This is a genomic window from Methanobrevibacter sp. TMH8, assembly GCF_020148105.1.
GTDB lineage: Archaea > Methanobacteriota > Methanobacteria > Methanobacteriales > Methanobacteriaceae > Methanobinarius.
Genome location: NZ_JAHLZE010000032.1, coordinates 1 through 15,157 on the forward strand (window position 1 = coordinate 1; position 15,157 = coordinate 15,157).

Sequence of the window (15,157 nt, forward strand, 5' to 3'; positions counted from 1 at the left end):
TGATACTTGAATAGTAAAATTGCCTGAAGTATTTGGAGTGTAATTTAAACTCCATGTACCATTAATATTAGTATTAACAGTATAATTTACACCATTAACAACAACAGATAAGAGAACATTAGCTAAAGGATTACCATTCTCATCAATAGCCATACCAAGAAAAGTAATACAATACCCTACACTACCATAACGCCCAATGATAGTAGAATTAGTAGTTCCTTTACTCACATTAAGAACAGAACTATTAGTAAAACCATTAAAAGTAGCATTACCAACCCAAGAAACTATAACATCAAAGTTACCAGCAACATTCGGAACATAAGTCAAACTCCAAGCACCAGCACCATCAGTATTAACAACATAACTCACACCATTAACAACAACAGACAACTGAACATTACCCAAAGGATTACCATTCTCATCCCTAGCAGTACCATTAATAATAGTAGACTTACCCACAGTACCATTAACAACAACAATACTAGAATTAGTACTAATATTAGCTACATTCCAAACAGTATTATTAGTAAATCCATTATAACTACTGTTACCGGCCCAAGATACAACAACACTAAGATTACCAGAAACATTAGGAGTAATATTCAAACTCCAAGCACCAGCACCATTAGTATTAACAACATAACTCACACCATTAACAACAACAGACAACTGAACATTACACAAAGGATTACCATCCTCATCTTTTGCAACACCACTAATAGTAGATTGTTGAGAAACTTTACCGTTTGGGACATTGATTGTAGAATTACTAGAAGCATTAGCTACATTCCAAACAGTACTATTGGAAAATCCATAACAAGTACTATTACCAACCCAACTAACAACAACAACAAAATTACCAGAAACATTAGGAGTAATATTCAAACTCCAAGCACCAGAACCATTTGTCACAACATCATAAGTCTGACCAATAACAACAACTTGCAAATGCACACCACTCAAATAATTACCATTATTATCACGAACAACACCAGATAAAGAAGATCGTTGACCCACTTTACCAGCTGGAGCAACAATAGTAGAATTACTAGAAGCATTTTTGATGATTTTTAATTGACCATTAGCAATATTAAGTACATAATTATCAATACACCCATAAGTACCAGTTACTATAACAGTTCCAGTAGTTATAGGAGCAGTATAAATTAAGTCTGCATATCCTTCAATTACATTTACATTATCAACAAATGTACCGTTCACATAGAATCTTATACTTTGTCCTGTGATAGGATTATTCATATCATCAACTAAAGTAGCATATATAGTAACATTTTTACCAGAAACAACATCATATGTAGAATTATTAAGATAAGTCAAATTCAAAATGCCCATTGAACCAGCATTATAAATTACATTACCTAAATTTGTTGCAGTATTTCCAGACATATTATTACCACTTACAATCATACTACCACTATTATAAATACCTCCACCATTAATACATGCAGTATTGTTAGTGAAAGTAGAGTTAATTATGCTTTGATTACAACCATCATCATTGTTATAAACTGCTCCACCACTACCAGCTTTTGCAGTATTATTAATGAAAGTAGATCCAATTATGCATTGATTAATATTACCTCCATTATAAATTGCCCCACCATTATTGGTTGCATTATTGTTAATGAAAGTAGAGTTAATTATGCTTTGATTAGGATTACAATCATTATAGATTGCTCCACCACTACCAGTTTTTGCAGTATTATTAATGAAATTACAATTGATTATACTTTGATCAGTACCTTCATTATAGATTGCTCCACCATAACTTGCACTATTGTTTATGAATGTACAGTTAATAAATGTCATTATCGTACCATCATATTTGTTGTAGATTGCTCCACCACTATCTGTAGTATAAGCATTGGTAAAAGTTATGTTTATAAAGGTTACGTTAATATTATTACCTATAGTAAATATATTACGTTGCTTTTTTGCATCAATAATTACTTGGTTTGTTGATCCTTTTCCTTTTATTATTATATTTTTATTTATGCTTATTCCCGTGTCTTGATTAGCTTTGTTGTATGTTCCGGGGTTTAAGGTTAATGTACCCTGATTCTCAGTATTTTTGATTCCTTTATCAATTCCACCAGAGGTGGTATTACTTATTGTTTGATTAGCAGCACTTACTGTTGACAAGCTGTACAATACCAAAACAAGGAATAAGACTATGATAGCCATATGTTTGTATTTCATATTTTTGCCTAGTTTTATTTTCAGTTTTTAAAAATTTTTAACCCCCATTTTAAAGAATAATTGTAAATTATTCCATATTTTGATTAATAAAAATTAATAATCTGTAATATAATACAATAAAAGATAAAACTTATAAAATTCTCTCAAAAAATCTTCAACATAATAAAGATAAAACTTATAAAATTCTCTCAAAAAATCTTCAGTATAATAAAGATAAAACTTATAAAATTCTCTCAAAAATCTTCAGTATAATAAAGATAAAACTTATAAAATTCTCTCAAAAAATCTTCAATATGATAAAGATAGAATTTATAAAATTCTCTCAAAAAATCTTTTAGTTATATTAATTTATATTAAAAAAAGAAAAAACCTATTTTAATAGCTTTATTTCAATCTTTCTATTAATCAGACCGAAATTATCGTATTAATTCAATACAATTGTTTTCAAAACAATGCAATTTTTATAAAAGTGGATAATTTCCTTCTCATTAATAAAAATAAAAAAAGATAAGTTGTTTCACATATGGATATCAATATTATTTATTACTAATTTAAGTTAAATGAAAAATTTTTCTTATACCTCCTCCTTATACTAAGAAATTGCATCTTTATATCTTAGATAAAATAATTATGAAAAAAATGGGAATATAAAATAGAAAAAAAATAGATTAAAAAGTAGATTATGTACTAATTACACAGGTAATAAATTCTTTATTATTTGAATTTTAATCCTATTATTCCCTCTTTGAATGTAGATTTCAAAAAACCCACAATGAACCCAAATAGTAATTATATAATTAAAAATAAGTCTTATTAAAAATTTTATTTAATAATCATAGGAAATATATAGATTGTTAAAAATACATAGATTATTGTATAAAATCTAATAATATGTCATATAAAATCATATAAAATATAACGTTATTCAACATCATATATAAACCTTTCGTGGAAAAACATTCAAATTATAAAATACAATATATTTCCTTATTTTCTCTTTAAAATAAAGAAATAAACTAAAAACTAAATTAAAAGAAAAATAATGATGAAAAATAAATATTAGAAGAATTTTCTATTTAAAATAAGGAAATAAACTAAAAACTAAATTAAAAGAAAAATAATGATGAAAAATAAATATTAGAAGAAATTAAGAAGAAAAATTATAAAAAACTAGCTAAAAATTCATTTGGTGTTTTTACTATTATATTTTAAATTTTAAAAAAATATATTATACACAATGATTTTTTAGAAAATATTAAAAAATATTGTTTATTTATCTAAATTTTACTAACTAAATCTAGGAGAGCTTCTTTTGGATTATCAGCTAATATAATTCCAGAAGCAAGAAGTACCCCTGATGCACCTAATTCTAAAGCTGCGCTTACATCATCTCCAGTTGATATTCCTGCACCACATAAAACTTCAATTTTTTTGTTTATCTTTTTTACTTTAGCTACAGTGCCTTCAACAATCTCTGGTTCAGCTTGAGAAACAGGAATTCCAGATCCAATAAGTTCTGGAGGTTCAACAGCTACAAAATTAGGATTAAAAGTAGCTACAGCAACACTAGTTTCAATATTATTTGTACAAACAACTGAGAAAACATTATTACTTTTAGTTTGTTTTACAACTTCATCAATGTCAGCTAATTTCATTCTTTGTTCTGAATGATTTAAAAGAGTTCCAGTTATTCCAGCTTCAACCATACATTCTAAAAGATTAGACCCCGTATGGCCCCCAGGATTAATTGGGTCAATATGTTGAGCTAATATTGGAATATCGGTTTCTTCAGTTATTCTAAATATGTCACTAGCTTGTGGTGCAGCAGCCATAGTAATTCCAGATTCAATAGCTACAGTTTCAAGTGCTTTAGCCAAATTTAAAGCATTTTCTCCACTAGATTCCAAATAAGTCTTGAAGTTCAAAATAACAATAGGTGTTTTAATTTTAGATTTTGACAAAAGAATTCCTCACTTAAATTTATAATATACAATATTTATAATCTCATTTTATAATAATTAAAATCCTTAATATCCTTAATATTCCTAATTTTGATTAATATCCTTAATATCATTATTCTATAATATCATTATCTCATATTATTAAATATACTAAATTCACCATACAATGATAAATTCTAGATAAAAAGCGAATAATAATCAATTCTTAAACTTATTATATAATGTGATTAAATCTTCATTAAAATATCATGAAATTTCTAAATATTAGTTAGATATTAGTTTAATTATTATAATATTAGTTTATTGATTATTATATATTAATTTAATATATATTAATTTAATTATAATTTTTTAAAAATAAAATAAAAAAAGTGGTAAAAATATACTAAAAAACTAAAAATAAGAATTATAGAATAAAAATAAGAATAAAAATAAAAAATAAAAAAGCAAAGAAATAAGAGAAAATCACTTATAATTATTTTTAAATAATTTAAATAATCATAAAGTTCTAATTATCTTGCTTACTCTTGCACAAGTTTTGGAATAAGATTTACTTCCGTATTTTTTAGTAACCAATGAAGATTCGAAGTTAATCCATTTTCCGTCAATAGATACTTGAACCCATCTATGTCTTGAAGAAGCTGAAGTTGCACCTTGAACAATTCTAGTTTTATAATTGTTAGCTTGGAGTTGATGAGCTGCCCAATCAGCTAGACCCCAACAATCCCCAACTTTTGATTTAACAACACCTGCAAAAGTGGAAGGACCACCATCTCTGTGGTTAAGATGTTTATTCATGTATTTTTGTAATAAAGTCAAACCTTTTTTTCCTTGTAGTTCACCAGCTAATGGTAAACTAGCGCTTTTTTTAATATTTTTATTACTAGAATCACTAGTAACTACATATTTATAAGCATTAAATATATTTACATAGTTAGGATCTTTTTTAAACTTTTTAACAAATTCTGTATATCTATTAATTGCATCAAGATAACTTTTTTTAGTAATATTTAATCCTTGAGCTTTCCAAGAATAAGTACTTGGTTTATAACCTTTACTATCTTCATAATTATTAATAGTTTTTACCATTTGTTTATAATCTTTTTTATACATCTTAACAGAATTTACAACAACTTTTTTGGTTTTTGTTGAATTTTTTACAGTTTTTAGATTTTTAACTGTTGAATCTGTTGTATTTGTTTTATCAACAACTTTAGTTCCTGCAGATGCTTTTACTATGTCTTTACCATGAATAGATACTGAATTTTGAGTATCTAGACTTCCTCCGAAAGGAGTCGCGCAGAACATTGAAGCTATTGCAAATATTGCAACAATCCCAATTAGTGGCGCGTATTTCGAATATCTACTAATTATACCGCCTCCGAGCCATATATTCCGAGTTAAATCTAGATAGCTATCTCTTATTGTTTGTAATATGATATATTTAAATAATTAAGATATTATCTAAAAAAAATCTAAAAAAATCTTTCAAATATTATGAAAAACTTCAAAATCATCAAAAATAATAATTTTTGAATTTTTCTCAAAGAATATTGAGAATAGATTTTTTAAAAGTCTTGGATTATTCAATGATTTAACTTTAAAAATATAGAGCTACATTTCATCTCATCACCTATTTAACATCCATATAGTATATAAATGTTTTGGAAATTTTTTAGGAAAAAAGCTTAAATAAGTCTTTGTTTCACTTATAAAGAACTATTTGAAGGAATTGACCTATGATGAGTATGAGTTAAAACAATAGCTAATATGTATTTTATGAAATTATGAAAAGGTTCATAATATGGAGATTTGATATAAATAAGCTCAAATAGGTGGAATTTGCATAAATTAAGACAAGGAAATTTTTTTAATAAAATAGCGGCAAATATTTACCTAGAGCAAAAAATAAGTAAAATTAGCTAAAAAAAATAATGTAAATAATGCTTTTTTTATGAAATAAAAGAATATCATTAGAGTATCTAAAAAATATAGGATTTTAATAAGTTTTGAAATTTAATAGATTGCTTTATAAATTTTATAAATAGGTTTGAGAGGTGCAATATTAATAAAAAAAAGAATATTTCTTTTTTCCTTGATAAACAATAAGAATAAAACTAGAATTGATAAAATAATTAATATTAATAAGATAATAAATAAAAAAAAAGATTATTCCAAAAGAACAACTCTACTAATCTCTGAATCATTAGTAATTTTTCTTCCAGTCAACTCAGCTATTTTTTGAGCAAAATCAATAACTTCATTGAATGTAGGCATATTATCTAAAGTTAATCTTTCCCTAGAATAACCAACACACATGTAAGCTTTAATTTCAATATAATCTGGATTAGCTAAATCAATTAAATTTGCATATTCTTCATGGTTAAACATGTTTTTACCTTTTACACAAGTGGTTCGTATACATGTTCTGGAATCAAAACTACTTAATGTATCAAGTGAATTGTTTATCTTTTCCCAAGCATTATTTATTTGAGGGTTACAAACTTCGAAGTAAGTTTTCTTGTTAGGTGCATCTAATGAAAGATATAGTTGCGTTGGTTCATTTTCGAGATTAGCTAATTTTTCATACATTAAACCATTACTAACTAAAAATGTTGTAAAATCTTGTTTTTTAAATTCGCCTATTAATTCATCTATATCTGGATAAAGCATAGGCTCTCCAGCTAAAGAGATAGCTGCATTATTCGGTTTTTTTGATTCTTCAAGTTTTTTCTTATCTGCTTTATCATTTCCAAAGAATCCACAAAGTAATTTATTTTGAGCAGCAATGGATTCTTCAATAATAGTTTTAGGATCATCATAATCACCAATCCATTCAGTTTTAGTTAATGATAAATCCCTCCAACAAAATGAGCATTTTTGATGGCAAAAAGGAACAGCAGGAGACATTTGGAGACAACGATGAGATTCAATTCCATAAAATTTCTCTTTATAACATACTCCTTCATTAAGAAGACTTTTTTTAGTCCAATGACATATTTTAGCTGCTGCATGCCCATTTTTCCCAACAAAACGATACCCACTATATTCTAGCTTTTTTTGTTCTTCTATATTCAAAGCCATAAGTTTTTCTTCATCTTTTTGAAGATTATTTTTATCTTTTTGAAAATCAATCTTGTTAGTCTTATTTAAATAAGAAGTCATGAGTAGAAATATTGTAGTATATATATAAATAATTAGCTATCATATGATGACTTTTTAAATATTTTATAAAACATTTACAAAATATTTATATTTTTATAAAATTAGCCCTTAAAACAAATAAATTTTCATAAACTTATAAAGAAAGTACAAAAAGTACATATAACTCATAAGATTTATATTATAGAGTTATAAAACTTTTATAAATTTTATTAATATAATATATTTAAAATTTTTTAAGAATTATATTTAGAGATAAAACTTAAAGATTATATTTAAAAATTATATTTAAAGATTATATTTAAAGATTATATTTAAAATTTTACATATTTTATATAATTATAATTTTATATATTAAAATGTGATTTAGAATATTTTATAAAAAACAAAAAAGAGAGTTTATAAAAGAAAATAATTGAATTTAAAAATAAGAAAAAATTAAAAAAGTAAAAAAGTAAAAAGCCAAATCAAGTTAAAAACATACAGAAAAATTTAGCATATAAAATTATTCAACTAAAGAATTTCTAATTTCAACAGCTTTTTTAGCTGCTTTTTCCATAGAAATTTCAAATGGAATTCCTGCTTCTTCTAAAATTCTTTGGCCTTCTTCTTCATTAGTTCCTGTAAGACGAATTACTATATTAATTTTTCTTTTAGATGATTCTAAAGCCCTTATTACTCCTTTAGCTACATCATCAGCCCTTGTTATCCCACCAAGAACATTTAAAAAAACTACTTTAACAGGAGAATAATTAAGAACTAAATTCAATGCTTTTTTAATAGTATTTTCAGAAGCTCCCCCACCAATATCTAAAAAAGTAGCTGGGTTCCCTCCATTAAGCTTTATCATATCCATTCCAGTGAGAGTAAGACCTGCACCATTTCCAATTACTGCAATGTCCCCATCAAGCTTTACAAAAGCAAATTCTTTTGGTTTAAATGAATTAGCTTCAGCTAACTCTTTGTGACGGAATAAAGAATCATTTTCTATTTCAAGTTTTGCATCAGCAGCTATTAAACCTTCATCAGTAAGTACAAGAGGATTAATTTCAGCTATTTGAGCATCATATTTTTTAAACACATTATAAAGCTTCCAAATAATTGAACCAACTGAAGAAATGAGTTCTGAATCTACACCCATTTTACGAGCCATTTCTCTTGCTTCATAAGGTAAAAATTCTTCTAAAGGATCAACATGATATTTAATAATCTTTTCAGGGTTATCAATAGCTAACTGTTCAATTTCAACTCCACCTTCAATACTACCCATAATAATAGGTTTTTTAGAAGATCTGTCAATAGAAACACTTAAAAAGAATTCTTCTTTAATATTTGCTTTTTTTTCTATAAGAAGATGTTTTACTTTTTCTCCTTTAATTTCCATATCCAACAATTCATTAGCTATCTCTATAGCTTCACCAGGATCATCTGCAAATTTAATTCCTCCAGCTTTTCCTCTTCCACCAACTAAAACTTGTGATTTCAAAGCTACAGGAGACCCCATTTCAGTAGCTATCTCCATTGCTTCTTCAGGAGAGTAAGCTACATGTCCTTCTAAAATAGCAATCCCATTTTTTTTAAATAATCTTTTTGCAGAATGTTCAAAAAATTTCATTTTACCTTTTTCCTAATCCTTAAATTTTAAAATAATTTTAATTATTAAATAAATATTAAATAAATTCATCCTAAATAAATATAATCTAAAGAATCTAGTTATAATCTAAATAAATTTAATATAAATATCTAAATAAACTATAAATATAAATAAATCCAATTAGATGAATATTATTTATATAAAAAGCTATTTAGCTATTTAATTTAATTACCATCCATTGCATAACCTGCTTCAAATGCTTGAATATTTTTCTTTTCAGTTCCAGGAGGCACACTAGCTAATATAGCTTCTTTTGCAGCATCATGAGAAATAACTTCTGTAAGTTTTGCAATAGCTCCAACCATGACAATATTAGCTACTATCCTAAGGCCAATATCATTTTCAGCTGTTTTAGTTACTCTTGCCTTATATACTTTAATATTATGTTCATTTATGAAGTTTGCTATCTCAGATTCATCAATCATATCAGGATCTATTATAAGTATCCCTTCATCTTTTAAATCATCCACATAGGCGATTAGTGCTTCATGAGACATAGCTACTAAAATATCCGGACTCATGATTTTAGGATAATGAATTTCATCATCACTAATAACTACCTCTGTTTTTGAAGCCCCTCCTCTTGCTTCAGGACCATAAGATTGGGTTTGAACAGCGTTTATTCCATCAAAAAGTGAAGCAGCTTTGCCAACAATAATACCTGCTAATATAACTCCTTGACCTCCAAATCCAGCTATCCTAATTTCTGTTCGCATAACATTACCTCTTAATTAACTCTTATAAAAATTATTAGAATTTGAATTATAAACTAAATCAGCTTTTTATTCTAAATCATCTTGATATGCTGATTTTATAGCTAAATCTCGACCACATTGTTCAACAGATAAATCACAAACATTTTCTGTAAGTTCTTTTCTTGGATTGCTAACAAATTCTCCTACAATAAGTTTTCCAATTAGTTCCTCAGGATCCATTTTATCTGCCTTACGTTTGTTAATACTATTCTCTTTAAAAGCATTTATCATGTCAACAGGAGATCTAAGTTTGTTTTTTCTCCCAAAATAAGTAGGACATTGTGAAACTACTTCAACGAAAGAAAATCCTGGGTTCAATAATGCTTTTTTAATTGAATTTGAAAGTTGAAGAGGATGAGCTGTTGTCCATCTAGATACATAACTTGCACCAGCTCCAGCTACAAGTTCAGCGAGATTAAATGGTTTATCTCTTGAACCATAAGGAGCAGTCGTTCCAAAACTACCTTTTGGAGAAGTTGGACTTATTTGACCACCAGTCATTCCATAAATATTATTATTGACACAAATAACAGTAATATTTACATTTTTTCTAGCACCATGAATAAGGTGATTTCCACCAATAGAAGCAGCATCTCCATCACCTGTGAAAACTACAACATTTAAATCAGGATTACCGACTTTAAGTCCTGTTGCAAAAGTTATAGCCCTACCATGAGTAGTATGTAAAGAATCACATTTAACATAACCTGGAATACGTGAAGAACAACCAATTCCAGAAACCATAGCTATAGAATCAAAATCTATTTTTGCAGATTCCATTCCATTAAAGAAGGTGTTTAAAGCGATTCCATTTCCACAGCCAGCACAAAATATATTTGGGAGTCTGTCTTTTCTCAAATATTTCATAAATGGATTTTCATTATTTTTTACCATAATATTCCTCCCTCTTTAGCTAATTTCCTTAATTTTTGATAATATTTCATCAGGTTTATGAAGTTCTCCACCAATCTTTGGAATAAGATAGACATTAGGCCTATTTCCATTAACCATACCAGATACTCTTTCAACTTCATGAACCATTTGCCCTAAGTTCATTTCAACTACAATTAGGTTTTTAGCTGTTTCAGCAGCTTTTAATATTTGATTTTCTGGGAATGGCCATGGAGTATCTATTTTAATTGAACCTACTTTTAAACCTTCTTCTCTTGCAAGATTTACTGCAGTAACAACAGATCTAACTGGAGCTCCATAAGAAATAATTATTGTATCTGCATCATCACAGAATCTTTCATGAGTAGAAACAATTTTCTCCCTATTATTTAATATTTTATTACATAATCTAGTAATAAGCTTAGCATGAGCTTTAGGATCAGAAGAATCTGGATAACCTCTTTCATCATGAGTTAAACCAGTCACCGGAATTTTATAACCTTCACCAAATGGAGCCATAGGAGCAACATCTCCATCTTCTGCTTTAAATGGAAGGTAAGGATTATTAGCTGAAAACTCATTTGGGTTTTCTTTTGGCATAACCCTTTTTCTTATATCTACTTTATCAGGAATAATAATTTTTTCTCTCATATGACCAATTACTTCATCAGCAGCAATTAACACAGGAATTCTATATTCTTCAGCTAAATTAAATGCTTTAACAGTGAAATCAAAAAATTCTTGAACAGAAGAGGGTGAAAGTGCAATAGGTTCATAATCTCCATGAGAACCCCATCTAAGTTGCATCATATCTCCTTGAGATGCCATAGTAGGTTGACCTGTAGAAGGACCTCCTCTTTGAACATCTACAATAACAAGAGGAGTTTCTGTAATATGAGCATAACCTATATTTTCTTGCATAAGAGAAAATCCTGGTCCAGATGTAGAAGTCATAGCTTTTAGACCACTCCAACTTGCACCAATAATAGCTCCAATAGCTGCAATTTCATCTTCCATCTGAAGGAAAGAACCTCCATGTTTTGGTAGAAATCCTGCAAGATCTTCAGCTACTTCTGTAGATGGAGTAATAGGATAACCAGCAAAGAACCTACATCCTGCTTTAATAGCTCCATGAGCACAAGCTTCATTACCTTGAATAAAAAGTTCTTTAGTCATTTTGTTCCTCCATTTCGCCATTTTCATTATTATCATTATTATCTTCAACAGTTATGGCTTGATCAGGACACAATAATTCACATAAATGACATTTAGTACATTCTTCCTCATTTTCAGGACAAGGTAAGTACACTCCTTTCTTATTTTCCTTAGATGATTTTACATAAACATGTTTAGGACAAGAAGCAATACATATATCGCACCCTTTACACAGTTCAGAGTCTATTTTAATCATGAAATTCTCCTAAAAGTAATTATTACTTAATTTTATTACATTAATTTATTATTTAATTTATTATTACAATGTTATTTATTAATTCATTATAAATTTCTAATATATTTTCTAATATATGCCAAATAATTCTTATATACTATTATAATCAAATTTATATAGCTATTCAATCAACAAATAGCTACATGTCAATTAAATATAAATTTAATTCATAAATATTTTATTAATTAATAATTAATCTTATATTCTACAATATATACTATTACAATATATTTTTGTTATGATATATAGATTATTCATAATAATTAATAAAATTATTCATTATATTAATCAAGATTATACATCTAAAATAATAATTATATTAATAATTGATATATCAACTATTGATATATCAAATATATTGGTAATAAAAATGAAAGAATGAATTAGTACAATTAAAACTGAGAAATAAAAAATAGAAGAAAGGATAAAAAGAGTTAATTTATCCTTTGAATTGTTTTGGTTTTATTTTAGTGTTTTAAGCTAATTGATTTTTTATTGTTAGCTAATATTACTTCTTTGTTTTTGTTTTTAGGATCAACTTGGAAGTGAGCTATGCAGTATCTGTGGTTTGCTTTGTCTGGGAAGTAGCTGACGATTATTGATATTTTCTTTCCTGGAGCTATTGATTTAATTTTGATGTATTTGGTTTTGATTTTAACTCCGTTTCTCATATGGAAAAGAGCCAAAACAGTAGATTTAGATTTCAAACTTCCTTTATTAGCTATTGTAACTCTATATGTAGATACTTTTTTCCTGAAAGACAATTTTTTAATTGATAAAATTCCTAAGTTAGTTTTAGGGTTGACTTTTTGCACTTTTGATATTTTTGATGATTTGTAGTTGCTGTCTCCTGTGAATTTAGCTGTTAATGTGTGTTTTCCACCTTTTAATCCAGCTATATTGAAAACAGCTATTCCATTATTGTTAGTTGTTGCAATGTATGTTTTTCCCTTGATAGTTAATGATACTTTTTTATTTTTGAGGATATTTCCATTTACGTCTTTTAAGGTTGCTTTTATGTTAGTTTTTTTACCTTCATTGATAGTTGGTGCAGAAACTGTAATAACAGTACCGTTTTCTAATACTACTTTAACACTTGTAGTGTTGTTTGCTGCAAGATGAATCATAGTACTTATAAGAGTATTTTTACTATTAAATTCCGGCATAGATGCTATGATGTTTTGTAATCCTGAACTAGAAGCAGTATAAGTGAATTGGGCAATACCTTCATTATTAGTTATTGCAGATCCTACTAATTTTCCATTAACATAGAAATTAATAGTTGCACCAACAATAACATTACCCATATCATCAATAGCTTTCACTGATATATTAACTCTGTTATATAAAACAATAGTATTAATTATTGTTAGATTAGTTCTATAATCGACAGTATTTCCTAATCCAGATAAATTACCATCATTAGAAACACCAACACCATTATTATCAACAATAGTATTATCATTCAAAGTAACATTACCAGAATTAGCTATTCCATGGCCATCATTATCATTAATAGTATTGCCTTCGATAGTAGAAGTACCATTATTAGAAACGCCATGACCACTATTACCAACAATCTCATTGTAAGTTATAGTAGAGTTACTTTCACTACCAGTTGTAATTCCATTACCAGTATTATTTGAAACATTACTACCGGATATATTAAGATTTGCATCTTCATTATGAATACCATCACCAACATTTTCCAAAATATCACTATCAACAATAGTCACATAAAGATTACCATGATCATGATCTGAAATATAAATTCCATCACCTGCGTAACCAGCAGAATTACCCATAACAGTACAATTAGCAATAGTAACAGTGCCAGTTCCGCCACTATTACTATTAAGAGATATATCAATTCCCCCACCATTATTATTAGCTGTGTTATTAAGTATGAAAGAGTTAGAAATATTGACATTAACAGTATTATTAACATTAATACCAGAACAAGTTATATGAATTCCTCCACCCATATTAGCAGAATTATTATTTAAACTACAATTAATAACATTGAGATTAACAGTGGAATTGAAAATCTCTGGAGATATGACAATTCCTCCACCATTACCATTAGCAGAATTATTATTTAAACTACAATTAATAACATTAATATTGAAAATAATATTTCCAGCAGAGGATTGCCGAAAAAACATTCCTCCACCATTACCAGCAAAGTTATTTAGAATCGTACAATTGATAATATCTACATTACTATCTCCATAAGCCATTATTTGTATTGCACCACCAATTACAGTAGCAGAATTATTTATGAAAGTACAATTAATGATATTATGAATACTTTTATCAATAATTATAAATATCCCACCACCACGACCACCATTGTTGTCCATAAATATAGAATCAGAAATATTAAAATCACGAGTAATAGTATATGCATATATTCCTGGACCATACTGTACAGCAGTATTATTAATAAATGTAGAGTTTTTGATAATTAAAGTACCTATTGAAGATATTCCTCCCCCATATGTTGCATTATTATTATCAAAAATACAATTGATGAATGTCATTGTTGTTCCAGCATAATTGTTGTAGATTGCTCCACCATAACTGCTTGAATTACCATTGATAAATGTGATGTTTATAAATATTACATTTAGATTATTGTTTACTGTGAATATTCTTGATATTCCTTGTGCATCGAGAATTACTTTGTCTTTGGTTTTTCCTGTTATTGTTATGTTTTTATTAATTCCGATATTGGTATTGTTATTGCCTGTGTATGTTCCTTCATCGAGTTCTATTGTACCTCCAGCTACTGCATTAGTTAGTGCACCACTTATTCCACCAGAAGTTGTGTTGTTGATGTTTGTGGTAGCTGCAAATCCCGCTTGTGAACTAATTATAGCTAATAAAATAATACTTGCTATAATTAATGTATGAGTTATTATTTTTTTGTTTTGTAAAATTTTTTCACCTCCCCATTATAGGGCATTAAAATATATTCAAAAAATGTGATAAAAAGAAAGAATAAATGATCTCCTAAAAAAGAATTTAAGGGGGTGATATAAAAAATTCTTAACAGGAACAA

The 15,157-nt window shown here is 27.5% G+C and carries 10 protein-coding genes and 1 pseudogene; 1 reads left to right on the forward strand and 10 read right to left on the reverse strand.

Annotation, left to right across the window (positions count from 1 at the left end; all coding sequences use genetic code 11):
• The 10 genes and pseudogenes from KQY27_RS06400 to KQY27_RS06445 form a co-directional block, all read right to left on the reverse strand.
• Nucleotides 1-2,220 (reverse strand): annotated as a pseudogene (locus KQY27_RS06400) (hypothetical protein); the annotation flags it as partial.
• Between the two features lie 1,277 nt (nt 2,221-3,497).
• Nucleotides 3,498-4,166: a triose-phosphate isomerase gene (tpiA, locus tag KQY27_RS06405; protein WP_224425790.1), complete on the reverse strand. Its 669-nt coding sequence runs from the start codon at nt 4,164-4,166 to the stop codon at nt 3,498-3,500.
• A gap of 513 nt (nt 4,167-4,679) precedes the next feature.
• On the reverse strand, nt 4,680-5,489 hold the full coding sequence (locus tag KQY27_RS06410; RefSeq protein WP_224425744.1) for a transglutaminase domain-containing protein: 810 nt from the start codon (nt 5,487-5,489) through the stop codon (nt 4,680-4,682).
• 861 nt (nt 5,490-6,350) lie between these two features.
• Nucleotides 6,351-7,265: a 4-demethylwyosine synthase TYW1 gene (twy1, locus tag KQY27_RS06415; RefSeq protein WP_224425791.1), complete on the reverse strand. Its 915-nt coding sequence runs from the start codon at nt 7,263-7,265 to the stop codon at nt 6,351-6,353.
• A gap of 583 nt (nt 7,266-7,848) precedes the next feature.
• Nucleotides 7,849-8,958: an ADP-forming succinate--CoA ligase subunit beta gene (gene sucC / locus KQY27_RS06420; protein WP_224425745.1), complete on the reverse strand. Its 1,110-nt coding sequence runs from the start codon at nt 8,956-8,958 to the stop codon at nt 7,849-7,851.
• Nucleotides 8,959-9,161: 203 nt separating this feature from the next.
• The gene (locus KQY27_RS06425; RefSeq protein ID WP_224425746.1) at nt 9,162-9,713 is read right to left on the reverse strand and encodes a 2-oxoacid:ferredoxin oxidoreductase subunit gamma; all 552 of its coding nucleotides are present in this window, start codon (nt 9,711-9,713) and stop codon (nt 9,162-9,164) included.
• A gap of 66 nt (nt 9,714-9,779) precedes the next feature.
• Complete coding sequence (locus KQY27_RS06430) at nt 9,780-10,646, reverse strand: 2-oxoacid:ferredoxin oxidoreductase subunit beta (RefSeq protein ID WP_224425747.1); 867 nt, start codon at nt 10,644-10,646, stop codon at nt 9,780-9,782.
• 15 nt (nt 10,647-10,661) lie between these two features.
• Nucleotides 10,662-11,819, reverse strand: coding sequence for a 2-oxoacid:acceptor oxidoreductase subunit alpha (locus KQY27_RS06435; protein WP_224425748.1), 1,158 nt, complete (start codon nt 11,817-11,819; stop codon nt 10,662-10,664).
• Nucleotides 11,812-12,054 carry a ferredoxin family protein gene (locus KQY27_RS06440; RefSeq protein ID WP_224425749.1) on the reverse strand — a complete coding sequence of 81 codons (243 nt, stop codon included), beginning with the start codon at nt 12,052-12,054 and terminating at the stop codon, nt 11,812-11,814. Before KQY27_RS06440 ends, KQY27_RS06435 begins: the two co-directional genes overlap by 8 nt.
• 506 nt (nt 12,055-12,560) lie before the next feature.
• The gene (locus KQY27_RS06445) at nt 12,561-14,636 is read right to left on the reverse strand and encodes an Ig-like domain repeat protein (RefSeq protein ID WP_224425750.1); all 2,076 of its coding nucleotides are present in this window, start codon (nt 14,634-14,636) and stop codon (nt 12,561-12,563) included.
• A gap of 67 nt (nt 14,637-14,703) precedes the next feature.
• Here KQY27_RS06445 and KQY27_RS06450 point away from each other — a divergent pair, with 67 nt between their 5' ends.
• Nucleotides 14,704-15,009: a hypothetical protein gene (locus KQY27_RS06450; RefSeq protein ID WP_224425751.1), complete on the forward strand. Its 306-nt coding sequence runs from the start codon at nt 14,704-14,706 to the stop codon at nt 15,007-15,009.
• The last annotated feature ends 148 nt before the right edge of the window (nt 15,010-15,157 follow it).

Bases quoted from the DNA above. Each gene is read 5' to 3' on its own strand.
- KQY27_RS06410 (WP_224425744.1), bottom strand. From the start codon at position 5,489: ATGTTCTGCGCGACTCCTTTCGGAGGAAGTCTAGATACTCAAAATTCA.
- twy1 (WP_224425791.1), bottom strand. From the start codon at position 7,265: ATGGCTTTGAATATAGAAGAACAAAAAAAGCTAGAATATAGTGGGTAT.
- sucC (WP_224425745.1), bottom strand. From the start codon at position 8,958: ATGAAATTTTTTGAACATTCTGCAAAAAGATTATTTAAAAAAAATGGG.
- KQY27_RS06425 (WP_224425746.1), bottom strand. From the start codon at position 9,713: ATGCGAACAGAAATTAGGATAGCTGGATTTGGAGGTCAAGGAGTTATA.
- KQY27_RS06430 (WP_224425747.1), bottom strand. From the start codon at position 10,646: ATGGTAAAAAATAATGAAAATCCATTTATGAAATATTTGAGAAAAGAC.
- KQY27_RS06435 (WP_224425748.1), bottom strand. From the start codon at position 11,819: ATGACTAAAGAACTTTTTATTCAAGGTAATGAAGCTTGTGCTCATGGA.
- KQY27_RS06440 (WP_224425749.1), bottom strand. From the start codon at position 12,054: ATGATTAAAATAGACTCTGAACTGTGTAAAGGGTGCGATATATGTATT.
- KQY27_RS06445 (WP_224425750.1), bottom strand. From the start codon at position 14,636: ATGACATTCATCAATTGTATTTTTGATAATAATAATGCAACATATGGG.
- KQY27_RS06450 (WP_224425751.1), top strand. From the start codon at position 14,704: ATGTTTATAAATATTACATTTAGATTATTGTTTACTGTGAATATTCTT.